At 37.1% G+C, this 25,554-nt stretch carries 23 protein-coding genes; 6 read left to right on the forward strand and 17 right to left on the reverse strand.

The genetic code is table 11. From position 1 onward, the window contains the following. Positions 1–3: 3 nt before the first annotated feature. The 3 genes from murA to spo0F form a co-directional block, all read right to left on the reverse strand. Complete coding sequence (gene murA, locus PSR14_RS28645; protein ID WP_000413260.1) at positions 4–1,293, reverse strand: UDP-N-acetylglucosamine 1-carboxyvinyltransferase; 1,290 nt, start codon at positions 1,291–1,293, stop codon at positions 4–6. Between the two features lie 332 nt (positions 1,294–1,625). Beyond that, positions 1,626–2,483, reverse strand: a complete 858-nt coding sequence (locus PSR14_RS28650) for a class II fructose-bisphosphate aldolase (protein ID WP_001131850.1) — start codon at positions 2,481–2,483, stop codon at positions 1,626–1,628. Between the two features lie 210 nt (positions 2,484–2,693). Further along, positions 2,694–3,062 (reverse strand): sporulation initiation phosphotransferase Spo0F, encoded by a 369-nt coding sequence (spo0F, locus tag PSR14_RS28655; protein WP_000398594.1) that lies wholly within the window; start codon positions 3,060–3,062, stop codon positions 2,694–2,696. A 201-nt stretch (positions 3,063–3,263) separates the two neighbouring features. On the opposite strand from spo0F, the gene PSR14_RS28660 reads away from it, so the two are divergent. Beyond that, complete coding sequence (locus tag PSR14_RS28660) at positions 3,264–3,788, forward strand: DUF2529 domain-containing protein (protein WP_000912421.1); 525 nt, start codon at positions 3,264–3,266, stop codon at positions 3,786–3,788. Between the two features lie 30 nt (positions 3,789–3,818). Here PSR14_RS28660 and pyrG read toward each other — a convergent pair whose 3' ends face one another. The 8 genes from pyrG to PSR14_RS28700 form a co-directional block, all read right to left on the reverse strand. Then, the gene (gene pyrG / locus PSR14_RS28665; protein ID WP_000170454.1) at positions 3,819–5,426 is read right to left on the reverse strand and encodes a CTP synthase; all 1,608 of its coding nucleotides are present in this window, start codon (positions 5,424–5,426) and stop codon (positions 3,819–3,821) included. 257 nt (positions 5,427–5,683) lie between these two features. Beyond that, the gene (gene rpoE, locus PSR14_RS28670) at positions 5,684–6,217 is read right to left on the reverse strand and encodes a DNA-directed RNA polymerase subunit delta (RefSeq protein WP_000346283.1); all 534 of its coding nucleotides are present in this window, start codon (positions 6,215–6,217) and stop codon (positions 5,684–5,686) included. Between the two features lie 154 nt (positions 6,218–6,371). Continuing rightward, positions 6,372–7,001 (reverse strand): TetR/AcrR family transcriptional regulator, encoded by a 630-nt coding sequence (locus tag PSR14_RS28675; protein ID WP_000238604.1) that lies wholly within the window; start codon positions 6,999–7,001, stop codon positions 6,372–6,374. A gap of 64 nt (positions 7,002–7,065) precedes the next feature. Beyond that, entirely contained in the window at positions 7,066–8,205 is a 1,140-nt protein-coding gene (gene acdA, locus PSR14_RS28680) for an acyl-CoA dehydrogenase AcdA (protein ID WP_098486900.1), read from the reverse strand. A 21-nt stretch (positions 8,206–8,226) separates the two neighbouring features. Continuing rightward, positions 8,227–9,357 (reverse strand): acyl-CoA dehydrogenase, encoded by a 1,131-nt coding sequence (locus PSR14_RS28685; RefSeq protein ID WP_001011168.1) that lies wholly within the window; start codon positions 9,355–9,357, stop codon positions 8,227–8,229. A 72-nt stretch (positions 9,358–9,429) separates the two neighbouring features. Next, positions 9,430–10,281, reverse strand: coding sequence for a 3-hydroxybutyryl-CoA dehydrogenase (locus tag PSR14_RS28690; protein ID WP_000538858.1), 852 nt, complete (start codon positions 10,279–10,281; stop codon positions 9,430–9,432). Between the two features lie 49 nt (positions 10,282–10,330). Continuing rightward, positions 10,331–11,614 carry an acetyl-CoA C-acetyltransferase gene (locus PSR14_RS28695; protein WP_001998670.1) on the reverse strand — a complete coding sequence of 428 codons (1,284 nt, stop codon included), beginning with the start codon at positions 11,612–11,614 and terminating at the stop codon, positions 10,331–10,333. A 9-nt stretch (positions 11,615–11,623) separates the two neighbouring features. Further along, positions 11,624–13,735, reverse strand: a complete 2,112-nt coding sequence (locus PSR14_RS28700) for a (Fe-S)-binding protein (protein WP_001086790.1) — start codon at positions 13,733–13,735, stop codon at positions 11,624–11,626. Positions 13,736–14,041: 306 nt separating this feature from the next. Between PSR14_RS28700 and cls the strand changes: the two genes are divergently transcribed. The 3 genes from cls to PSR14_RS28715 all read left to right on the forward strand — a co-directional run bounded on the left by cls (position 14,042) and on the right by PSR14_RS28715 (position 19,028). Then, positions 14,042–15,235, forward strand: coding sequence for a cardiolipin synthase (gene cls / locus PSR14_RS28705; RefSeq protein ID WP_000465816.1), 1,194 nt, complete (start codon positions 14,042–14,044; stop codon positions 15,233–15,235). A 32-nt stretch (positions 15,236–15,267) separates the two neighbouring features. Beyond that, positions 15,268–16,221, forward strand: coding sequence for a UV DNA damage repair endonuclease UvsE (gene uvsE / locus PSR14_RS28710; RefSeq protein ID WP_000605890.1), 954 nt, complete (start codon positions 15,268–15,270; stop codon positions 16,219–16,221). A gap of 128 nt (positions 16,222–16,349) precedes the next feature. Further along, positions 16,350–19,028, forward strand: coding sequence for a DUF4084 domain-containing protein (locus PSR14_RS28715; RefSeq protein WP_002163455.1), 2,679 nt, complete (start codon positions 16,350–16,352; stop codon positions 19,026–19,028). A 17-nt stretch (positions 19,029–19,045) separates the two neighbouring features. Here PSR14_RS28715 and papR read toward each other — a convergent pair whose 3' ends face one another. Together papR and plcR are read right to left on the reverse strand one after the other, a co-directional pair. After that, positions 19,046–19,192, reverse strand: coding sequence for a quorum-sensing peptide PapR (gene papR, locus PSR14_RS28720; RefSeq protein ID WP_000734741.1), 147 nt, complete (start codon positions 19,190–19,192; stop codon positions 19,046–19,048). 88 nt (positions 19,193–19,280) lie between these two features. After that, on the reverse strand, positions 19,281–20,138 hold the full coding sequence (gene plcR / locus PSR14_RS28725; protein WP_000542921.1) for a transcriptional regulator PlcR: 858 nt from the start codon (positions 20,136–20,138) through the stop codon (positions 19,281–19,283). A gap of 415 nt (positions 20,139–20,553) precedes the next feature. Between plcR and PSR14_RS28730 the strand changes: the two genes are divergently transcribed. Beyond that, positions 20,554–20,877, forward strand: coding sequence for a bacillolysin (locus tag PSR14_RS28730; RefSeq protein WP_033671088.1), 324 nt, complete (start codon positions 20,554–20,556; stop codon positions 20,875–20,877). 12 nt (positions 20,878–20,889) lie between these two features. On the opposite strand, the gene PSR14_RS28735 is transcribed toward PSR14_RS28730, so the two are convergent. From PSR14_RS28735 to PSR14_RS28750, 4 genes are read right to left on the reverse strand one after another with little or no spacing between them, the layout of a single operon-like run. Beyond that, positions 20,890–21,492: a response regulator transcription factor gene (locus tag PSR14_RS28735; RefSeq protein WP_000619261.1), complete on the reverse strand. Its 603-nt coding sequence runs from the start codon at positions 21,490–21,492 to the stop codon at positions 20,890–20,892. Continuing rightward, positions 21,489–22,619: a sensor histidine kinase gene (locus PSR14_RS28740; RefSeq protein ID WP_098486898.1), complete on the reverse strand. Its 1,131-nt coding sequence runs from the start codon at positions 22,617–22,619 to the stop codon at positions 21,489–21,491. Before PSR14_RS28740 ends, PSR14_RS28735 begins: the two co-directional genes overlap by 4 nt. Then, positions 22,620–23,354, reverse strand: coding sequence for an ABC transporter permease (locus tag PSR14_RS28745; protein ID WP_000646285.1), 735 nt, complete (start codon positions 23,352–23,354; stop codon positions 22,620–22,622). It abuts the gene before it with no gap. Beyond that, on the reverse strand, positions 23,351–24,253 hold the full coding sequence (locus PSR14_RS28750) for an ABC transporter ATP-binding protein (protein WP_098486897.1): 903 nt from the start codon (positions 24,251–24,253) through the stop codon (positions 23,351–23,353). Before PSR14_RS28750 ends, PSR14_RS28745 begins: the two co-directional genes overlap by 4 nt. Positions 24,254–24,411: 158 nt before the next feature. On the opposite strand from PSR14_RS28750, the gene map reads away from it, so the two are divergent. Continuing rightward, on the forward strand, positions 24,412–25,206 hold the full coding sequence (gene map, locus PSR14_RS28755) for a type I methionyl aminopeptidase (protein WP_002081265.1): 795 nt from the start codon (positions 24,412–24,414) through the stop codon (positions 25,204–25,206). Positions 25,207–25,554: the final 348 nt, after the last annotated feature.

Here is a 25,554-nt window from a genome sequence, read left to right on the forward strand (position 1 = left end):
CACTTATGCGTTCTTCATTTCTTCAATTTCTTGCTTTGTCATTTGTTCTCGCCAAATGTTTGCACCAAGCCCTTTAAGCTTGTCTACTATATTTTCATAGCCACGATCAATATGCTCAAGTCCGGTTACTTCTGTAATTCCATCCGCCATCAATCCTGCAATAACAAGAGCTGCTCCAGCTCGCAAATCACTCGCTTTCACTTTTGCACCTTGTAATAAAACAGGACCAGTTACGATAGCTGACCGACCTTCTACTTTAATTTGCGCATTCATGCGACGTAATTCATCAATATGTTTAAAACGTGCGCCATAAATCGTATCCGTTACAACACCCGTTCCATGCGCCTTTGTTAAAAGTGTTGTAAATGGCTGTTGTAAATCTGTTGGGAAACCTGGATATACAAGCGTTTTTATATCAACTACTTTTAATCTTCTATCACCGTTCACTGTAATCTGGTCATCATTCGTTTCAACTTGGACACCAGCTTCTCTTAATTTTGCAGTAACTGACTCCAAATGCTGAGGAATAACATTATCAACTGTTACTTCTCCTCCTGACGCAGCACCTAAAATCATATACGTACCCGCTTCAATACGATCTGGAATGATCGTATGATGACAACCGTGCAATGAATCCACACCATCAATTCGGATTACATCTGTACCAGCACCTTTAATGCGTGCTCCCATGCTAGTTAACAATGTAGCTACATCAATAATCTCTGGTTCTTTCGCTGCGTTTTCAATAACAGTTCTACCTTTCGCTCGTACAGCTGCTAGCATAATATTAATCGTAGCTCCTACACTAACAACATCTAAATAAATACGTGCCCCTCGTAGTTCATCTGCTCTTAAATAGATAGCACCTTGTTCATTCGTAACATGTGCACCTAACGCTTCAAATCCTTTAATGTGCTGATCAATCGGCCTCGGTCCTAAGTGACATCCACCTGGAAGCCCAATAACAGCTTTTTTAAAACGGCCAAGCATCGCACCCATTAAATAATAAGAAGCACGCAATTTTTTCACTTTTCCATTTGGTAAAGGCATTGCAACCATGTTAGAAGGATCGACTACCATCTCTTCCTCCTGTCCATACGTTACTCTTCCTCCAATTTCCTCTAGTAAGTCTCCTAACATTTTCACGTCCGAAATATTAGGGACACCACCAATAGTTACTGGAGTATCTGCTAAAATTGTCGCTGGAATTAGTGCAACGGCGCTGTTCTTTGCACCACTCACACGAATTGTTCCATTTAAAGCTCTTCCGCCTTCAATTAGCAATTTTTCCATATTGAGCTCCCTTCTTGTGAATGTATTTACTTTCTATATTTTTATAGAAAGCTCCCCCTTAAGAATCTCAATCACTCTTTCCACCCTAACACTCAATAAATAGGAAACCATCATCTTCATTTCTCCTGTAATACAAAAAGATAAAGATTAACTATTTATCGAATTTACTTTATCAATTTAGATACATTATCACATTCATTAATAGGACTATGCACATTATTTTCTATTTCAAAAACAAAATGATAAAATCTTTAGACTTGTTCACGCTTTCATTATACAACGAAAGGAAACCGTCTAAAAGAGTAGACGGTTTCCAAAACGGAATTTTATTCTTACGCTTTACCGTTAGAACCGAATTCGCGAATTTTACCAATAACAGTTGCTTTGATAGCGTCGCGGCCAGGTCCGATAAATTTACGAGGATCGTAAACTTCTTGGTCTTTGTTTAATACTTCACGAACAGCTTTTGTAAACTCAATTTGGTTCTCAGTGTTTACGTTGATTTTTGAAGTACCTAAAGAGATAGCTTTTTCGATATCAGCAGTTGGGATACCAGTACCACCGTGTAATACTAAAGGTACGCCAGTGAAGTCACGAACTTGTTCCATTTCAGCGAATCCTAAGTTAGGCTCACCTTTGTAAGGACCGTGTACAGAACCTAAAGCTGGAGCTAGGCAATCGATACCTGTTGCTTCAACAAGGTGCTTACACTCAGCTGGGTCAGCGTAAATTACGCCTTCAGCGATTACGTCGTCTTCTTGTCCGCCAACTGTTCCAAGCTCAGCTTCAACAGATACGTTACGAGCGTGTGCGTATTCTACTACTTTTTTAGTAGTTTCTACGTTTTCTTCGAATGGGTGGTGAGAAGCGTCGATCATTACAGATGTGAAACCTGCATCGATTGCTTCTTTACATTTTTCGAAGCTTGAACCATGGTCAAGGTGAATCGCTACAGGAACAGTGATGTTCATTTCTTCGATTAAAGCTTTAACCATAGCTACAACTGTTTTGAAACCAGTCATATGACGAGCTGCACCCTCAGATACACCTAGGATTACAGGAGATTTTTCTTCTTCCGCAGCAGCTAAGATAGCTTGAGTCCACTCTAAGTTGTTCATGTTGAATTGACCAACTGCGTATTTTCCTTCTAGTGCTTTGTTTAGCATTTCTTTCATAGAAACTAAAGGCATGGTGAATCCTCCTAAAAAACGTTTTTTGTATCCGATAAGTTCTTATCGCTGGTAGTATGACCAGAATAAGGTAAAATATGTATATCTACATACCGGACTTTTTTCTACACTCAATAGGATAACAACTTGTACTCAAAAACTCAACCGTATTCACCTGCACAATAGTCCATGTAAACGCTTTTTTCCATATTTTTTATAAAAAATTCATTTTTAAGCCTCTACAGCGAGTTCATTTCTCACCGCTTGACGAATTTCATCAATATCAAATGGTTTAGCAAAATGCATTAAAGCACCTAAATCTTTTGCTTCTTGGATCATATCAAGCTCTCCATAAGCAGTCATTAAAATCACTTTAATACTCTCATCAATTTCTTTTACATGCTTTAAAATCTCTATACCATCCATACCTGGAATTTTCATATCTAACACAACTAAATCTGGATTATCTTTTTTCACGATATCTAAAGCTTGAAATCCATTCGCTGCTTGGAATGTCTGATAACCTTCTTTTTGGAACACTTCATGTAATAACACACGAATGCCATATTGATCATCAACGATTAAAATTTTCCCTTCCATAACTCCCAACCTTTCTGTGTAAGTACAAGATTTAAAGCTTCTTATATCTTAACGATTAATTTTCGCTATTCTTTACCAAATTCCTTCCTATTTCTTTCTTATTTTACCGTTTCCTATTTTGTTATGCCACCTTCGATTTCACCTTTCTAAAAAAATAAACTATAATGAAAGCCGGTAAACACGTACGAAGGGAGTAACATTATGTTAAAAATTTTTTCAACCCAATTAAGCGGTTATTTCTCCAGAGTTTCTCAAAAAGAGGAAATGAATATAGAAGATAGCGCCCGTCTACTTGCTCAAGCATTAGTTGGCGAAGGTTTCATTTATTTACATGGTACAAATGAAATGGAGGGCGTTGTTGCTGAAGCACTATTCGGTGCTGAACCAATGAAGCAAGCAAAACGATTTTTTGAAAATGGTAAAGAAGTAGAAGTAACTTCTGCAGATCGTGTGCTTCTTATTAGCCGTTTTTCAACAGATGAAGAAGTTGTAGCAATAGCAAAAAAACTGCAAGCAGATGGACACTCTATTGTCGGCATCTCTGCTATTCAAGAAGGCAATGAATCACTAGAACAATATACAGATGTACATATTGATACAAAACTGTTAAAAGGGCTTATTCCAGACGATGAAGGTAATCGCTACGGATTCCCAAGCTTAATGATAGCTTTATTTGCATATCACGGAATCAAATTTACAATCGATGAAATGTTAAATGAATATTAAAAAAAGCGCCCTATTTCAGGCGCTTTTTTATTACTTGCTCTCTTTATTCGTAATAGAAGCTTTTACGAAGTCATGGAACAATGGCTGTGGACGGTTTGGACGAGAAACAAGTTCTGGGTGGAACTGTGCTGCCACGAACCAAGGGTGATCTTTTAATTCAATGATTTCAACTAGACGGCCATCTGGGCTTGTACCAGAGAATACAAATCCTTCTTTTTCCATATCCGGACGGAATTGATTGTTGAACTCATAACGATGACGATGACGCTCATATACAACCGGCTCATTGTAAGCGTTGTAAGCATTTGTTTCTTCAGCAAGCTTACATGGATATAGACCAAGACGAAGTGTACCACCTAAGTCTTCTACATCTTTTTGTTCTGGTAATAAGTCGATGATTGCGTAAGGTGTGTCAGGATTGATTTCAGAAGAGTTAGCTCCTTCTAATCCTAATACGTTACGTGCGAATTCGATTGATGCAAGTTGCATACCTAAGCAAATTCCTAGGAATGGAACTTTGTTTTCACGAGCATATTGAATTGCAACGATTTTACCTTCTACACCACGATCACCGAAGCCACCTGGTACAAGGATACCATCTGTGTCTCCTACTAATTCTTGTACGTTCTCTGCTGTTACGTGCTCAGCATTTACCCATTTCACTTCTACATCTGTGTCGAAAGAGTAACCCGCATGACGAAGTGCTTCTACAACAGAAATGTATGCATCTTGAAGCTCTACGTATTTACCAACAAGAGCGATTTTTGTTTTCTTAGAAAGGTTACGTACTTTTTCAACTAGCGCAGTCCACTCTGTCATATCTGCAGCTGGATTGTCTAATTTTAAGTGATCGCAAACGATTTGGTCCATATTTTGCTCTTGAAGAGATAATGGAACTGCATATAAAGTATCTGCATCGCGTGCTTCAATAACTGCTTTTGTATCAATGTCACAGAATAATGCAAGCTTGTCTTTCATATCTTGAGAAACAGGCATTTCTGTACGAACAACGATAATATTTGGTTGAATACCTAAACTGCGAAGCTCTTTAACGCTATGTTGCGTTGGTTTTGTTTTCATTTCACCCGCTGCTTTTAAGTACGGGATTAACGTACAGTGAATGTACATTACATTGTCACGACCGATGTCGCTCTTAATTTGACGGATTGCTTCTAAGAATGGTAGAGACTCGATGTCACCAACAGTTCCACCGATTTCTGTAATAACAACGTCCGCGTTTGTTTCGCGACCAGAACGGTATACGCGCTCTTTAATTTCGTTAGTAATGTGAGGAATAACTTGAACTGTTCCTCCTAGGTATTCACCACGACGCTCTTTTTGAAGAACTGAAGAGTAAATTTTACCTGTTGTTACGTTGCTGTATTTGTTTAAGTTGATGTCGATGAAACGCTCATAGTGACCAAGGTCTAAGTCAGTTTCTGCACCATCATCTGTTACGAATACCTCACCGTGTTGGTATGGGCTCATAGTCCCTGGGTCTACGTTAATGTATGGATCAAACTTTTGAATTGTTACGTTTAAACCACGATTTTTTAAAAGTCTTCCAAGAGATGCTGCTGTAATACCTTTACCTAAAGACGATACTACACCGCCTGTTACAAAAATATACTTAGTCATGAAAAAGCTCCCTTCTATTTTGCTGTTATATAATCACCGTTGCAAAGCGCAACGTATGTAGATAACACTGTATCCATCTTATTGTTAGACTCTTTTTATTTTCTAAACAAAAAACAAAAAAGAAAATTGCTCCCCTCATCACATAAAGTAATAAGTAGGGAGCAATTTTCTTTTATATTTACACTTTAAAAGTATTATCGTCCTTTTTTAAAGAGCCCAAAAATGATTCTACATGGACGATAATGAAAAGTCAAGAACTACAGTTCTTCCTCTTCTTCTTCTTCAGTTTCATCATACTCAAGTTCTTCTTCAGCGAAGTCATCTTCATCGTCCTCTAAATCATCAAGATCATCGTCGTCTCCGTCTTCGTCTTCAAGAACCTTGTCCAAATCTTCTACATCATCATCTTCGTCTTCATTTCCGTCTACATCATCAAAGTCATCTTCATCTTCTTCAATGTAGTCGTCAAAACCGTCTTCTTCAACTTTACGTTTCTTCTTCGGTTTTGGTTGAGGCAAGATTTCTTCATCAATTTGCTCATATGGGTACCAGCTACGTAATCCCCAACGATTTTCTCCTAAATTAATGAAACGTCCATCAATGTTTAAGTCTGTATAAAATTGTGCGATCTTCGCATTAACTTGCTCTTGAGATAGTCCCAGCACTTGAGCGATTTCTTGAACCAACTCGTTGAATGTCGTTGCTTGTTTTTTATCCCCTAAAACGCTATGTACAACTTCAATCATTGAACATTCTTTTAGCTCTTCTGGTGAATATTGCTTAAAATCCACTTATGCGGCACTTCCTTTCATCAAATATAACCTTATATATAACGGCCTGCTTAAAAAAATCCATACTATTCATTATAAACAAAAGTCGCACAAATATGCTACAAAAAAAACGGGAAACTTTTATAGGGTAGTAAAATTATAATTTGTGCATTCCTTATTTCGGAAGCATATGGGCCCCTTGTAATACATACCTAATTTGCATGTCTGTATATTCCTCGAGCGTATATAGCTTTTGCAACGCCCAACGTCGAAATCCCCACATCTGTCCTTGTATAAAAATATTATGCGCAAGAAGCTGTATTTCTTTTTTATTTAATGTAAATGTTCCGTTTTCCGTACACTGTTCTAAAATATTCTCAAACATTCCTACCATTTGAAACTCCTTTTCTAATACGTACGGGAGTGATTCTTTCGGTAAAAAGCGTACCTCTTGATACATTATTAATACTTCTTCCTGCAATTCGTCCATCACTTTAAAATAATTCGTTATTGCTATCTTTAAACTTTCTACACTTCCTTTTTCCGTACAAACTACTTCCTCTAATCTTTCTTTTACATGTTCATAAATACTATCACAAACTAAATACAAAACATCATCTTTTGTACGAATGTATTCATAAAGCGTTCCAATACTAAATCCAGCTGCCTTTGCAATCTCTCTCGTTGTTGTACGCGGAAATCCTTTTTGTTTAAACAGTTGTACTGCACCTTTAATCATTTGTTCACGCCTTAACGCAACTAATTTTTCATCTTTCACTGATGCATGCACATTATGTTTAACCATCCCCTTCACCTCTCTATTATTTTTTGGAAGGAAAAAGCGTAGGAAAATACCTACGCCTTTGATCCTACTTCGTTAACATACGAGAAATTACGAGCCTTTGAATCTCTTGTGTTCCTTCATATATCTGTGTAATCTTTGCATCTCGCATGTATCGCTCTACTGGATAATCTTTCGTATAACCGTAACCACCAAATACTTGTACCGCTTCCGTCGTCACCTTCATCGCTGCATCACCTGCAAATACTTTTGACATCGCTGACTCTTTCCCATACGGAAGCCCTTCCGATTCCAGCCAAGCTGCTTGATATGTTAGAAGACGCGCCGCCTCCACATCCGTTGCCATATCTGCAAGTTTAAAACCAATCCCTTGTTGCGCCGCAATCGGCTTCCCAAACTGATGACGCTCTCTTGCATATTCTACGGAAGCATCTAAAGCCCCTTGTGCAATACCGACCGCTTGCGCCGCAATACCGTTACGGCCACCATCTAATGTTTGCATCGCTATCTTAAACCCTTGTCCTTCTTCACCAAGTAAATTCTCTACAGGAATACGGCAATCTTCGAACATAATTTCAGTTGTTGGTGAAGAGCGAATCCCTAATTTACTCTCCTTCTTCCCAACTGAAAATCCTGGTGTATCACTTTCCACTATAAATGCACTCGTGCCACGCTGCTTCGATTCAGGATCAGTTAATGCGAAAACAACATAAATATCAGCAATACCACCATTAGTGATAAATATTTTTGATCCATTTAATACATAATGGTCTCCATCTCTTTTGGCGATCGTCTTCATTCCACCAGCATCCGATCCAGACCCTGGCTCCGTTAAGCCGTACGCACCAATTTTCTTTCCTTCAGCCAGCGGTCGTAAAAATGTTTGCTTTTGCTCTTCTGTTCCAAATTTAAAAATTGGCCAACCAGCAAGCGAAGTATGTGCAGACAATGTTACACCTGTAGAAGCACATACACGCGATAATTCTTCAATAGCAATTACATATGCTAAGTAATCGCTTCCAATTCCGCCGTATTCTTCAGGCCACGGAATACCAGTTAAACCAAGCTCGGCCATTTGATCAAATATTGCACGATCAAATCTCTCTTCTTCATCACGCTCAGCTGCCGTCGGTGCTACTTCATTCTTAGCAAAGTCTCGAACCATTTTTCTTATCATTTCATGTTCTTCTGATAGTTTAAAATGCATGCCCGTCTCCCCCTTGTGCTTTTATAAAGCTCGGCTAATAACAAGTTTCTGTATTTCGCTCGTTCCTTCATATATTTGCGTGATTTTCGCATCACGGAAAAATCTTTCTACTGGATAGTCCTTCGTATAACCGTATCCCCCAAATACTTGCACCGCTTCAATCGCAACTTCAACAGCTGTTTTAGAAGCGAATAATTTCGCAATAGATGCTTCCTTACCACATGGTAATCCTTGCGCTCTTAGCGATGCCGCCCTATATACGAGTAATCGCGCCGCTTCTACACTAGTTGCCATATCTGCAAGTTTGAAGCCAATCCCTTGCTGCGCCGCAATTGGCTTTCCGAATTGCTCACGTTCTTTCGCATAATCAATCGCACATGCAAGCGCCGCTTCAGCAATCCCTAATGCTTGCGCCCCAATCCCAATTCTTCCAACATCTAAATTCGCCATTGCTACCTTAAATCCTTGTCCTTCTTCACCAAGTAAATTCTCAGCCGGTACCTTCATATCCTCGAACGTAAGTTGTACAGTGCGAGAACCGAGCAGTCCCATTTTATGCTCATCTTTACCGATAATTAAGCCTGGTGTATCTTTCTCTACTATGAATGCAGAAATCCCACTCTTTCCTGCCTCTGGATTTGTAGAAGCGAATACAATATATGTACTTGCTTCACCACCATTTGTAATGAACACCTTCGATCCATTAATAATGTAATGATCGCCTTTCTTCACAGCTCTTGATTTCAAACTTCCTGCATCCGATCCTGCATTTGGTTCTGTTAATGCAAATGCACCTAAATATTCACCAGTCGCAAGTTTAGAAACGTATTTCTCTTTCTGTTCTTCTGTTCCGAAATATAAAATCGGGTTCATTCCAACTGACGTATGTACAGCTAAAATTACACCAACCGTTGCGCTTACCTTTGAAATTTCTTCAATTGCTAAAATGTAAGAAATAAAATCCATTTCTGCCCCGCCGTATTTTGCAGGCGCTGGAATTCCCATTAATCCAAGCTCACCCATCTTCTGCAAAATCTCTTTTGGAAACACCCCTTGTTCCATACTAGGAACAAAGGGAGCAATTTCCTTCTGTGCAAAATCTCGAACCATTTTTCTCATCATTTGTTGCTCTTCATTAAAACGAAAGTTCATATACTCCGCCTCCATTTGCTATAAATCCTTTTAATAATTTGGTAAGACCACTATTTTGTAACAAAGGGGGATTTATTCGTAAACGTAGAAACCACGACCTGTTTTACGTCCTAACCATCCTGCATTTACGTACTTACGCAGTAATGGACATGGGCGGTATTTACTATCACCTAAACCTTCATGCAACACTTCCATAATATATAAACACGTGTCTAAACCGATAAAATCAGCGAGCGTTAAAGGACCCATCGGGTGATTCATACCAAGTTTCATTACTTCATCAATCGCTTCTTTCGTCGCTACACCTTCATATAACGTATAAATTGCTTCGTTAATCATCGGCAATAAAATACGATTCGATACAAATCCTGGGAAATCATTTACTTCAACTGGTACTTTGCCAATTTTCTTCGTAATATCTTCAATTGTTTTGTATACCGCATCATCTGTAGCCAAACCACGAATAATTTCAACAAGTTTCATAACCGGAACCGGATTCATAAAGTGCATACCGATTACTTTTTCCGGACGTTTCGTTACCGCGGCAATTTCTGTAATTGGCAAAGATGACGTATTTGTCGCTAAAATTGCGTGTTCTGGAGCAATTTCATCTAAATTCGCAAAGATTTTCTTTTTAATATCCATTTTCTCGACAGCTGCTTCGATAATAAGATCCGCTTCCTTCACACAATCTAAATCAAGCGTTACTGCAAGACGGTTTAATGTCGCTTCCTTTTCTTCTTCCTTCATGCGCCCCTTTTCTACTTGGCGTGCTAAGTTTTTCGTAATAATAGCCAATCCTCTATCTAATTGCTCCTGTTTTAAATCTTGTACCTTCACATCGTATCCTGCCATTGCACATACTTGCGCAATTCCTGATCCCATTTGTCCTGCACCAATTACAACAATTTTTTGTACACCCATTTCTTCTTCCCCCTTAATTTTTAATAAACTATATATCTTCTAATCTTAATTAGTGAACTTCAATCATCACTGCATCGCCTTGACCGCCACCACTACAAATCGAAGCAATTCCAATTCCACCGCCGCGTTGCTTAAGTGCATGGATTAGTGTAACGATAATGCGCGCTCCGCTTGCTCCAATCGGATGTCCCATCGCTACTGCGCCGCCATTTACATTCAATTTTTCTGGGTCAATTCCTGCGATTTCTGTACTTGCAATTGCTACTGCTGCAAATGCTTCATTAATCTCGAATAAATCGATGTCTTCAATTGTCTTGCCTGTTTTTTCAAGCAATGCGTTAATTGCATAACCTGGCGTTCTCGGGAAATCTTTAGACTCCACTGCAATTGCTGTATGTGCCAAAATTGTCGCTAACGGCTTTCTTCCTTCTTGCTTCGCTCTGTCTTCGCTCATTAATACAAGTGCAGCACCACCATCGTTTAAGCCTGGTGCATTACCAGCTGTCACTGTCGCTGTTTTATCAAATACAGGTTTTAATTTTGCTAACTTTTCAATTGTTGTATCCGCGCGTGGCGCCTCATCCTTTGCAACGACAATAGGATCGCCTTTTCTTTGCGGAATCGTTACTGGCACGATTTCCTCTTCAAAACGTCCTTCATTATGTGCTGAAACCGCACGCTGGTGGCTACGATATGCCCATTCATCTTGCGCTTCGCGAGAAATTCCATCTTCCTTCGCAACTTCTCCGCCATAAACACCCATGTGTATACCTGAAAATGCGCATGTTAAACCGTCAGCAACGTTTAAATCAACGACTTCGTTGTTGCCCATTCTATATCCCCATCTTGCTCCTCGTAAAATGTAAGGACTGTTACTCATCGACTCCATACCACCAGCTACAATCAATGATTGATCGCCAGTACGAATAATTTGATCCGCTAACGTAACCGCACGAAGCCCCGATGCACAAACTTTATTCACTGTTTCCGTCTGCACTTCCCAAGGGATTCCAGCAGCCCTCGCCGCTTGGCGCGATGGAATTTGCCCCTGCCCACCTTGAATAACCGTTCCGAATATAACTTCCTCAACATCACTAGCAGAAACATTTGCTCTTTCAAGCGCCGCTTTAATTGCAATCCCTCCAAGTTCTGTTGCTTTTACATCTTTTAAAGATCCTCCAAATTTTCCAACTGGTGTTCTTGCAGCACTTAAAATAACTGTTTTACTCATGTTTCTTTCCCCCATTTCATTTTTTAACACTGAGCGCTCGCTCGGTATCCCTACGTTGAGAAGAGGTGCAATCATTGCACCTCTTTCTAAAGTTGTATGCATTCCTACAAACTAGATTGCTTCTTTCTTCTGTCCAATCACTGAGCGTTCTAAAATCTCTGTTACATCGAGAGTTTGAACTTTCTCTTCAACTTCTTTCGCTTTCGTCCCATCACTAATCATCGTTAAGCAATACGGACATCCTGTACCGATAATGGATGGCTGTACAGCTAATGCTTGTTCTGTACGAGCAACGTTAATGCGTGAACCTGTTGTTTCCTCCATCCACATTAAGCCACCACCTGCTCCACAGCACATTCCCGTTTCACGGTTACGTGCCATTTCTACAAGATTCACACCAGGAATCGCTTTCAAAATGTCACGCGGGGCTTCGTATACTTCGTTGTATCTTCCTAAGTAGCAGGAATCATGGTACGTAACTGTTTCCTCAATAGCGTGAACCGGTTTTAAGCGTCCTTCTTTCACCCACTGAGCTAACAGTTCTGTATGATGATAGACTTCTGCTTGCAAGCCAAAGTCCGGATACTCATTTTTAAATGTGTTATAAGCATGAGGGTCAATCGTAACGATTTTCTTCACTCCTGCTTTTTCAAATTCCTCGATATTTTTTGTCGCCATCTCTTGGAAGACAAATTCATTTCCAAGGCGGCGCGGTGTATCTCCAGAGTTCTTTTCCTTATTACCGAGTATCGCAAATGAAATGCCTGCTTCGTTCATCAACTTCGCAAACGATATCGCAATCTTCTGACTACGATTATCATATGATCCCATTGAACCAACCCAGAATAAATATTCGAACTCCTCACCAGCTTTCGATTTTTCTTTTACAGTTGGAACCGTTACTTCATCATCACCTTGGCGCCAAGTTTCACGCTCTTTACGGTTTAGACCCCACGGATTCCCCTGACGCTCGATATTTGTCATCGCACGCTGTGCTTCCGCATCCATCTTTCCTTCTGTTAAAACGAGATAGCGGCGTAAATCAATAATTTTATCAACGTGCTCATTCATAACCGGACACTGATCCTCACAGTTACGACACGTTGTACAAGCCCAAATCTCTTCTTCTGTAATAACATCTCCGATTAAACTCGGATCGTAAGCGAGTGTTGCAGCCGCTGATTCTTGTTGCCCTTTTCCAGCTGCCATCATCGCTAACTGATTTCCTTGTGTATTATTAAAAGCAACTACTGGAACCCACGGTGCTTTTGATGTCACTGCAGCTCCTTTATCAGTTAAATGATCGCGAAGTTTTAAAATTAAATCCATCGGCGATAACATTTTACCTGTTCCTGTTGCCGGACACATATTTGTACAACGACCACACTCTACGCAAGCGTATAAGTCAATAAGCTGATTTTGTCTAAAATCTTCGATTTTACCAACACCAAATGTTTCTTGTGTTTCATCTTCAAAGTCAATCTTTTCAAGTTTCCCTGGATTTGAAAGACGGCCGAAGAAAACGTTAGCTGGTCCCGCAATTAAATGCGCGTGTTTCGATTGTGGAACATAAACTAAAAATGTTAACAAAATTAGTAAATGCACCCACCAAGAGAAATAGAACACAGAAATGGCTACGGTTTCATTTATCCCTGAGAAAACGTAAGCGATTGCAGAAGCGATTGGCTCACTCCATGAAAGCTCCTCGCCATGCCATATAATTCCCATCCCATTACCGAGTAGCACAGAAATCATTAAGCCACCGATAAAGATAAGAACAAGGCCTGATTTGAAATTACGTTTTAAACGAACTAGCTTCTCAACATAACGTCGATGAAAAGCCCAAAAGACTGCAATTAAAATAACAAGTGTGACAATTTCCTGGAAGAATGTAAATGCAGGGTATAGTGGTCCAAGTGGAAGATGTGATCCTGGTGCGAGTCCTTTCCAAACGAAGTCAATTGCTCCAAATTGGACAAGAATAAATCCGTAAAAGAACATAACGTGAATAATGCCGCTCTTTTTATCTTTCAGCAGCTTTTTCTGACCGAAAACATTGACCTTAAGGAGATCCCAACGCTCTTTAAAACGACGGTCAAATTCAATCTTTTTTCCTAACTGTATGTAGGCCATCCTCGTTCGTATAAGATACACAAACAAATATCCCGCATAAGCAATAACAGCAATGGCAGCCAGCCAATTCATGATCAGTAAGCTATTCATTTTTATGCTACCCCTCTCTTTGTAAGCCCTCTTTCTTTTTTAGAATCTTCAAAAACATATAATTTTCTGAATTTTATCCCCTACCTTCATTATATAATGAGTGAGCATTCAGTCAACAGTTTTTTGTTATACAACAACATATTTTTTAATAAAGCTGTTTATTTCGGTGAAACTATAAAGTGAAACTTTAATCATTAGAAGTTATTTACTCCCTACTAATTATTAGCCCACAAATAACCGAATAAAATGAATGTTTGATTTATAAAAAACAAATGGTGAAAAGACCGTGAAGGAGGGAATTTACTCATGTTCTTCTTATCTCTCTTATTAATAGGTATTGCTCTCTGGATTGTAATTGATCTTTCTTATGGGAGAATTGTTCATTTAAGGCGTGTACGTTCTCGTTCTTTCCCTTTACGTCAAAGTGATTTTCACCTTTATACATACGGAAAAGATTTGTATGACGCTCTATTTACTGATATAAAACAGGCGAAACACCATGTGCACGTTTTGTTTTTCATTGTAAAAAACGATACAATCAGCCGGGAATTTTTAAAGTTACTTATTGATAAGGCAAAGGAAGGAATTGAAGTAAGACTTCTACTCGATCGATTGGGGGGCCATCATTTATCAAACGAGGCCGTTCGCTCCCTACAAAAACATGGTGTCTCTTTTTCATTTTGTCACAAAGTAAAGTTTCCTTTTCCTTTCTTTTCTGCAAATCAAAGAAACCATAGAAAAATTACAGTTATCGACGGGAAAATTGGTTACATTGGGGGATTTAATATTGGTGAAGAGTATTTGGGACATAATGAGCGGTTAGGATTATGGAGGGACTATCATTTACGTCTTACAGGCGAAGGAGTACAAGATTTACAAAAGCAATTTTTACATGACTGGTTTGATGATACAAACCAAAATTTATTGGACGCTTCTCTTTATTTTCCGAAACAGCAACCCGGTACTATCGAACATCAATTTATTCCAACTGATGGTGCCTATTTACAACATACTTTTTTACATTTAATTGAAGGTGCAAAAAAGGAACTCTTTATCGGTACACCCTATTTCATTCCTGGAAGAAAAATTATGAACGCATTATTAGAAGCACGAAAACGCGGGGTTCAAATCACGATTCTCGTTCCAGAAAAAGCGGATCACCCCCTTGTTCGAGAAGCAAAATTCCCATATTGCCGAAAGTTAATACAAGCTGGCTGTAATATTTACGCATTTCAACAAGGTTTTTTTCACGCTAAAGTTATTATAGTTGATGACTATATCTGTGATATCGGAACTGCAAACTTTGATATGAGAAGTTTATATATTAACCATGAAATCAACTGCCTTTTATATGATGAACATTTTATACAAACAGTAAAAAATAAATTCCACGAAGATCTAGAAAATGCGTCATTACTTTCCTTGAAAGATGTTAGTCCGAATTCTCTCATTAATAGAGGCAAAGAATGGATAGGAACAATACTTGCTTTCTTCCTATAGGAAAGATAATGCATAAAGGAGATGTATTCATTATGATTATGCGTTTCGGATATGTCTCACATGCAATGGCACTCTGGGACTGTTCTCCGGCTAAAACGATGACATTTACAAGCTTTCAAAAGCTTAGTAAACAAGAACGAGAAGATAAATTATACGATGTTACGCGGCAGAATCTTGAGCATACAATACGTATTCTTCATTACAATATAGCGCATGAAATTCCATTATATCGCTTATCTTCTTCCATCGTCCCACTTGCAACACATCCCGAAGTCGAGTTTGATTACATCGGATTGTTCACACCGCTTTGGCGTACAATTGGGGCATTAATTAAAGAACATAATTTACGAGTAAGTTTTCATCCGAATCAATTTACACTATTTACAAGCGACAAACCACACATTACGACTAACGCTATTACAGATATGACCTATCATTATAAAGTATTAGATGCAATAGGCATTGCAGATTCTTCTTATATTAACATCCATGTAGGTGGTGCCTACGGAAATAAAGAAAAAGCGGTTGAACGTTTCCATGACAACATAAAAAAACTTCCTGCACATATAAAGAGGCAAATGACACTTGAAAATGATGATAAAACATATACAACTGCTGAAACTTTATCTATTTGCCAAAAAGAAAAGATCCCATTCGTATTTGATTATCACCATCACATGGCAAATCTTTGCGAAGAACCGTTAGAAGAGTTACTTCCTGCAATTTTTGAAACTTGGTCACATACAAATATCGTTCCTAAAGTTCACATTTCCTCTCCTAAATCAAAAAAAGAATTTAGGGCTCACGCGGAATATATTGATTTAGAGTTTATTAAACCTTTCTTACACGTTGCAAAAAAAATCAATCATAATTTCGATATTATGATTGAAAGTAAACAGAAAGATTTAGCGATGCTGCAATTCATACATGAATTATCCTCTATAAGAGGGGTAAAAAGAATAAGTAGCTCAACATTACAATGGTAAATTGTAATGTTGAGCTATTTTTTTCAAAAAAAGTAATTTTTTTAATAAAAAACACCCTATTTTATATGCTATGATTGGAATTAGCATTTTCCACCTGTGATTCAACTTTATTGAAACGGAGTCATAATATGATTAATCAAAAAAAATACGTACACTTTGTCACGATGTACATAATTATATTTTCTCTTTGGATATTTCTTATCCCTAAGGACTTAAATATAAAAGAAATTGGAATTCTCTTCTTATTTTTTTTCGCTACACTCTTTTCTTGCTATTGCCTATATAAAGCAATTAAGAAAATGAAGCGCGGTGACAAATTATTTTGGGTTTTAGTACTATGCACTTGCCTATGTGGATTGACAATGGAGATAACTCTATTTCTTCATTCACTTTCTATATATGACCAAGTCATATTCTCGTATAAGGCATTGCCCTTTTTTATCGTACAATATATTTTGCTCTTTTCTGGCTTTGCTATAAAGTTCATAAAACATTATTCTATTAGAGGACTAGCTCAATTTTCATTCGATAGCATCTTTATCGTTATTATGAATATTTATTTTACCTTAACTTTTATTTTGGACATTTCAAGCTTTCGTATGTTAACAACAGATACCTGGGTTTTAATTGGATATTTTATTGCACAATCATTAGTAATCTACGCCGTAATTAGTCTATATAGAAGAGAAGAATATTCTTCTAGCAGAATTTCATTAATTATTGGCTTTACTATTATACTCGTGTACGGATATATACACCTGTTTCAATTAAACGCAGGGATAAAACCTTCTTCTGAAGTCTCTTACTTAATACATACTGCTTCGATTTTATTAATTGGTTTGTCATCCATACTATATATTTTAGATAAACCAATACAGCATGAAACGAAAACAAAATATTATCGGTTTGATTATGTGCGCTTTATATTACCTTATTTTAGTATAATCATTACTTTTTCTTTTATTATCTTTCAACCTTGGGATGATAAGTTCATGTTGATCGGTCTAGTATTATCTCTTATCTTATTATTCTTACGACAACTTTATATGTGGAAAGATAATCAGGCACTAATCGATACATACGAGCAGTTGACTACACAACTAGAAGATAAAGTAGAAGAAGGTGCATCTGCTTTATCAAAAAGTGAACAACGTTATAAATCTTTATTCGAAGATCACCCGGATGCTGTTTTCTCTTTAAATATGTATGGTATTTTCCAGCAGTCTAATACAGCTTGCGAAAGCTTATTTACTGCCTACTATTGTGAAGTAGAAAGCTATTCCCTTTTACACTTTATTGACTCAAAAGACCATGATTTACTAAAGAAAGCTTTACAACTAACGAAAGAAGGTAGACCACAAACTTTAGAAGTTCGCACAAAGGAAAAAGAAGGTTACTACTATTACCTTCACATTACACTCATCCCTACTTTCATAAACAAGGAAGTTGTCGGGATGTTTGGCATAGCACGTGATATTACAACTTTATATGAAAAACAAAAACAAGTAGAACATTTAGCCTTTCATGATGCACTTACCGGATTACCAAATCGCCGTAAGTTTGAAAAAGATTTAAAAAACATTTTAAATACCGCTCAGGCTAGCGCAAATGATGTTGCCGTCATATTTCTTGATTTAGATCGATTCAAAAAAATTAACGATAGACTCGGTCATGACGTCGGAGACTTGTTATTAATTGAAGTAGCAAAACGATTACGCAGTTGCCTACGTTCAAAAGATGTCGTTGCTCGCCAAGGCGGAGATGAGTTTACAATTCTATTACCAGATATGTACTCAGAAAAAAGTGCGGCCTTTATAGCTGAACAGATTTTAAATATTTTAAACAAGCCATTCTTCATTAAAGATGAAGAACTGTCTATTACACCAAGTATCGGAATTGCAATGTACCCTGATTGTGGAACTGATGTAACAGCATTAATGAAAAATGCTGATATGGCTATGTATCGCGCGAAAGCAAATGGAAAAAACCGATTTGTTTTCTTCTCAAAAGAAATGAGTATCGCTCAAAATGAGAGTAACTTCTTAGAAGGAGAACTTTCAAAAGCATTACAACAAAATGAATTTTTCCTTGAATACCAGCCACAAGTAAGCACAAAAACAAAACAAGTTATTGGTTTTGAAGCATTAATTCGTTGGAAACATCCAAAGCTCGGTATCGTATCCCCAGCCCAATTTATCCCTCTAGCAGAGGAAACTGGATTCATTATTGAACTTGGAAATTGGATTTTACGTACTGCTTGCTTAGAAGCGAAAAGATGGCATAATCAAGGTTTCTCTCACTTAAAAGTCGGTGTAAATTTATCTGTAGTTCAATTTAATCATGCAGATTTAATCCCAACTATTTCAAAAGTTTTAGAAGAAACAGAGTTACAACCAGAAGCACTAGATATCGAAATTACAGAAAGTATCGCCATTAACCAAAATCAATCTGTAGTTGCAAAACTAGAACAACTTCAAAATCTCGGTATTCAAATTTCAATTGATGACTTTGGAACTGGTTATAGTTCTTTAGCTTATTTAACAAAATATCCAATTAACACATTAAAAATTGCTCGAGAATTTATTTGCGGAATTACAACTAGTCCTTTAGAGGAAGCGATTATTTCTTCCATTATTACACTATCAAAAGAACTAAATTTAGAAGTTATCGCAGAAGGTGTAGAAACCGAAGAACAATGGAAGTTTTTATATGAGCAAAACTGTGACCACATTCAAGGATTCTTTATTAGCAAGCCCGTTTCTAGTAAAGACGTTTGGAGGTTACTCCACAAAAAAACAACCGTCTAAGTAAGACGGTTGTTTTTTTAATATTCAAAAGGTAGGTCCGAAGCTAATTGTACCTCTTGATCATTATGAGAAATTACTTGGCTTTTCTCTAAAGCTGTATCTGTTAATGAAATACCCCATGCCATTGCTAACGTTAATAAACTACCAATAAGTAATTTTTTCATATTCCATCACCCACATTTTTTCTTTTAATATATCATGAAAGTTTATCCATGCCGTATGCAATTATGCATATCCATTTTTTAGGGTTATTCATTCATTGATTTTATTTACGATTGCCTCTTTATATGCATGCATTTCTAATATATCAAAAAAGAAACTTGCTTTCTTATATGTATCTTCAATCTCTGCCTCATCATACTCCAACCTTTCTAGACATTCACCTCTTTGATAGTACAGCTGCCCAATTAATGCCATACTATTAATTCGGCAAGATATTTCAATCGCCTTATTCACTTGATATAAGGCTTGTTCATATTGATTATCTAAGTATAGTGCTTTTGCATGATTATATCTTACCTTCACGTCGAATTCTTCATTATCATGCAATGACTCTAATTGTTTCAATATACCTTCAAATAACTCAATACTCTTCTTAAAATAGCCATTTTCAGCATAAATATTTGCGATTGCATTTTCTATATAGAGGTTTTGGTATACATCTATTCCAGCTAGTTGTTGGTTTAACAATTTTTTCAATTCTAAAATACAATATTCGTAATCAATTTTCTTCAACATGTAAGCTGCTACATGATATTGCCATTGAAGAAACTGCTGGAATTCGGGATGATATTCTTCCTTTTTCAGCTCATTCCATACTCTATTATAAATCTCTTTATATTTTTTTTGCTTACATAGCGTAATGACTTGATCTTTAAACTGCTTTTTTCTCTCAATATCTGAATAAATGAGTACCTCATAAAAATGAATAATGGGAACTTGTAACTTTGCTGCAATACCTTGCAATATATCCATACTTGGGTATACTGCGCCTGATTCAATTCGGCTCACTTCCGATTGATGACATATGTTCTCGGATAACTGTTTTTGTGTTAATCCCCGCATTACCCTAATTTTCTTAATTTCACTTCCTAATTTTTCTGCGTGCATACTTACTCACCATCCCATTATAACAATATAATTTGTTAAGTTGTCATACCACTACAATAATGTGAGTTCGACAATTTTTGACATGAAATAATGCATAATATATATAAAATTCGGCAAATTCTTCATACAATTCGTCTCACATATAATAATAGATTAGTAGTTTTATAAATAAATTATAGAAGATTCGTCCGTGCCTTCGTTACATTCGGTCTTCTTTTTCCTTTATTAGCAGTAGCAGAAGTTATTCACACCCAAGAATTAGACAGAAATGAAGTAAAATTTGAAATTACTTAGCCTAATTTAACGCTTAAAAAATTACACAACCTCAAAATGATACGAAAAAAACATACTGAAAAAGTATTTAAAAGGTGAGATAAATGAGGCAGAAGCTCAACAAAAGTGAATGACAACTGAAATGAATATCGATTCCCAACCTACAAATAAAGCAACAAAAGAAAATCAAACCGAAGCTCGCCTTGCACAAACATATAAAAACTATAAAGTATATGGCCAAGATCTCATTGTAAAAGTAGATAAAAATGGAGTAATCACAACTATTAGTGGTAAAGTTGTCCAAAACTTAGATCAACAACCTAATCTTACTATAACAAATTTTTTGTCGAAAAATGAAGTAAAATCTAAATTACACGATATACTTCAAATCCTGAGCGATGCGACTGTGACGAAACTCTCTATTGAAATACTTGTTTATAAGAAAAAAGAAGTTTACCATTCATAGGTAAACTTCTTTTCATATCCATCCCTTTTCTTCCGCAATTGTAATTGCCTCAATTCTATTTTTCGCATCAAGCTTCGTTAATACTTCAGAAATATAATTACGTACTGTACCTGGCGAAAGATAAAGTGCCTTTGCGATTTCATTTGCCGTCTTTCCCTCTTTCGCAAGTAGCAATACTTCTTTTTCACGATCTGATAACGGATTTTGCTCCTGCCATAAGCCGAACATTAAATCTTGAGAAATCTCTCGTTTACCTTTCATTACGTTGCGAATCGATGCAGCTAAATCCTCGCTTGGGCTATCTTTTAATAAATATCCGTGCACACCAGCTTTCATTGCTCGTTCAAAATATCCAGGACGCGCAAATGTCGTTAAAATCATTACCTTGCACGCTGAATTTTCTTTCTTTAACGTTTCCGCAACATCTAATCCACTTTGAATTGGCATTTCAATATCCATAATGCTTACATCAGGCTTTAACGATTCAATTAGTTTTAGCGCCTCTTCCCCGTTTGCAGCCTGCCCAATTACTTCAATATCATCTTCTAGATCGAGTAGGGCTCCTAACGCACCACGAAGCATTCGCTGATCTTCTGCAATAATAATTCGAATCATGCCTTCACCTCATCTTTTCCTGTTCTAATAACAACTGGAACTTTTACTGTTAATAGTGTTCCTGGATTAATCGTACCCAGTTCAACAAATCCATCAATAAGAGCGATTCGCTCCTTCATACCACGAATACCATTCCCATCGTGATTTTGATCCGCTAAACCAATTCCGTTATCTTCTACTGTCAAAATCAATTCACCTTGTAATTCTCGTACAGAAACTATGCACCGCGTCGCCTTACTATGCTTTACAACATTCGTAACAGCTTCACGTAAACACATTCCTAAAATATTTTGTTCAATGGGTGATAGCGAACTTGCACTCGTTTCTTGTTTGATCTCTAATTCAATATTAGCAGCTTGTAAGATCGCTTTTATTTGCTCAAGCTCTTCTTCTACCGTAATCATGCGCATATCAGAAATTAATTCCCTTAGCTGTTTTAAAGCAGTTCGAGATGTTTGTGTAATCTCCTTCGCTTCCGTACTTGCGCGCTCTGGATTTTTGACGATTAGCTTTTCAACAAGCTGACTTTTCAACGTAATAAGAGATAGCGTATGCCCGAGCGTGTCATGAAGATCCCTTGCAATACGCTGCCTCTCTTCACGTTTTACTAAGTCCTTAATTTGCTCATTCGCTTCGTTTAATTGATTTCTTAACATCTTTTTCTGGTTAAAATTGCGCATACCAAATGGTGTAAGAAGCATTAAAATAAACATCGGAACGATATTTACTAAACTTGTCAGTGTTAGTTGATTCATATTTATAAATACAAATACTCCAAGCATTACAACTAACAAACATAGTAATATCCGAAATACTTTCTTACTTGGTGCAAACCCCATTGCACTTGCTGTGAAAAAGCCAAAGAATATCATGAAGGGATTATAAAATAAAGCAAATAAAAGCGTAAGTATCATTTGAATACAAGCCCACAAAATGAACGTCTTCTGAACAAAATAAAGTTGACGGTATGTGATCATGAAAACTATCAACATACCGCTTCCTATTACAAGCTTCCATCCCGATACTTGTGTTAAATTATAAATTGGAAATAACAAATAAACGAGCCACATATACGGAAAGAATCCCATATGTTTCGGAAAAATCTCAATCCTCTTCTTCTCTGTCATTTATACCGCTTCCTGTCTTTTTCTTATATATATTGATACTACAACAAATATAAGGAAATAACCTCCTAGTACCGCGATATTTTCCCATCCAATTGATTTTCCAGCTACAATGTCCCACGCACCACTTCCGAAATGATATGTCGGTGTCCATTCACCAATTGTTCTCAATATTTTTGGAAATACTTCAATCGGCATCCATAGCCCACCAATTACAGCTAAGCTCATATTTAAAATATTCGCTAAGCCAGCAGCTGCATCAGCCTTCTTAATAGAACCTATTACTGTTCCTAATGCTAAAAATGGTGTTACCCCTAACAATAACCATAATCCAGCACCAATCCACTGCCCTACCGTTAACTCCACATGATTAATTAATATCCCTGCAATAAAGATAACTAATATTGAAAAAGCATTTACTACTGTTTGAGCAATGATCTTTGCTGTTAAATATGCACCTTCTGGAAGTGGCGTAATTTTTAAAAGGTGTGTCCATCCCTGCCCTTTTTCTTGAGAAATTCTTACACCGAAACTAAACAACGCAGTCCCTACAATACTGAAAGTTGCCATTGAAATTAAATAATGCGCCTTCCATGCATCACCGTTTTGCGGTACTTGAATAACGTTTGTGAAAATGTAATAAAACATAACTGGCATTAATAATGAGAAAAAGATAAATAATTTATTACGGAATGTACGTAAAATTTCTATTTTGCATTGCATCCATAGTGCTTTCATGCTATTTCTCCCTTCTGATTTGCGACAAACTGTTCAAATGCTTCATCAAGCCTTCCACGTTCAACGGAAACGTCTGTTACAGGTAAATTCTTTTTATAAATTGCTTGTAAAGTTGCATCGGTATCCTCAGTTGTTAAGATGAAACGCCCTTCATTTGACTGTACTTCTGTTACATTCGGCAACTCCTTTAGTACACTCTTAGGAATTTTTTCTTTCGAATAAAACGAAATCGTTTTTCGAGAAATCGTTGCTTTCATCTCATCTGTTGTACCGTCTGCGATAATCTTTCCATTCGCAAACAGTAAAATACGATTTGCCAATACATCTGCTTCTTCTAAATAGTGCGTCGTTAAAATAATTGTTTTCCCTTCACTTGCTAACTTTCGAATCGTTTCCCAAAACGTTCTTCGAGACGTAATATCCATTCCAACTGTCGGCTCATCTAAAAATAACAAGTCTGGATTTCCTGCAAGTGCGAGTGCAAAGTTTAACCTTCTCTTTTGACCTCCTGATAATTTCTCACATCTTTGCTTTCGCTCCGATTCTAAATTTGATAACTGTAGTAACGTTTCTTTCGCTACCGGATTCGTATAATAGCTACGGAATAACTCAATTGCTTCTTCCACTGTAATGCTATCAATGACACTTACTTCTTGTAACATCGCACCGAGGCTATTACGAACATCTCTATGCTTTGGACTCTTTCCGAATATAGAAACCGTTCCTTCCGTTGGATCCTTTAATCCAAGCATCATCGACATCGTCGTCGTTTTCCCTGCACCATTCGGTCCAAGCAATGCTACGATTTCTCCTTTATTCACATGAAATGAAACGTTATTTACTGCTTTTTTATGTTTAAATGTTTTAGAAACACTATTTACTTCAATAATCTTTTCCATCTCTCCACCCCCGCTGTTTCTTATATTTACATTGTATTCCTTGGAAAACTTAGGAAACAGTATGATGCGTCATGACATCGATATGACAATTGTCATGTATTCTTTATGAGAGGAATCAATCCACCATACTGCAAGCGAGTAGCAGGACGAAAATAAACATGATACAATCGGGTAAGATATATATTCGAGGAAGGACAGTGGTTTTCATGATTATTCGTAATGAACAAGATTTAGAAGGCTTACGAAAAATCGGCCGCATCGTTGCGCTTGCACGTGAAGAAATGAAAAAAGAAGCGAAGCCAGGTATGACAACGAAAGAGCTTGATTTGATTGGCAAAAAAGTATTAGATGAGCATGGTGCTATTTCTGCGCCTGAAAAAGAATATGATTTCCCTGGCGTAACTTGCATCAGTGTAAATGAAGAAGTTGCTCACGGTATTCCAGGTGATCGTGTATTAAAAGAAGGCGACCTTGTAAATGTCGACGTATCTGCAGCACTTGATGGTTATTATGCAGATACAGGTATTTCATTTGTACTTGGAGAAGATGAAGCAAAAGAAAAGCTTTGCCAAGCAGCTGTTGATGCCTTTTGGGCAGCAATGAAAAAGGTGAAAGCTGGTTCAAAACAAAACCAAATTGGTCGTGCCGTTTCAAACTTTGCACATAAAAATGGATACAATGTTATTCAAAATTTAACTGGTCACGGTATTGGTCTTAGCTTACATGAAGCACCAAACCACATTTTAAGCTATTTTGATCCAATGGATAATGCGCTTCTAAAAGACGGTCTTGTTATCGCTGTAGAGCCATTCATTTCTATGAAAGCTGATCACATTATCGAACGTGGCGATGATGGTTGGACATTCGTTACACCTGATAAAAGCCTTGTTGCACAATGTGAACATACAGTTGTCGTAACACGTGGCGAACCGATTATTTTAACAGAAGTATAAAAAAGAACCGCTTCTTACTAAGAAGCGGTTCTTTTTACATACTTTTTTGAAAAGAAGCAATACGGTTGAACTCTTTTTCATTTACGTATATAATTTTTAACGAAGGTTTGATGATTATCTCTTATAGAAGATAATCAAGGGAGTACCTTCTTTTTTTATTTAACAGCATCGATTAAAGTAATGCGTTCTATTTATTATAAGACGCTGTCTTCACTTTAATCTACGAATTGTATACTCCTTTAGATAGTACATATTTTCTTCATTCTGACCAAATTCAAGCTACATGTTATCACTACCTCAATACGAAAGAACTTTTTACAATGAGATACATTATTTTGGTTAGTATGT

The sequence above is a fragment of the Bacillus sp. A01H genome (assembly GCF_045277205.1).
GTDB classification, from domain to species: domain Bacteria; phylum Bacillota; class Bacilli; order Bacillales; family Bacillaceae_G; genus Bacillus_A; species Bacillus_A paranthracis.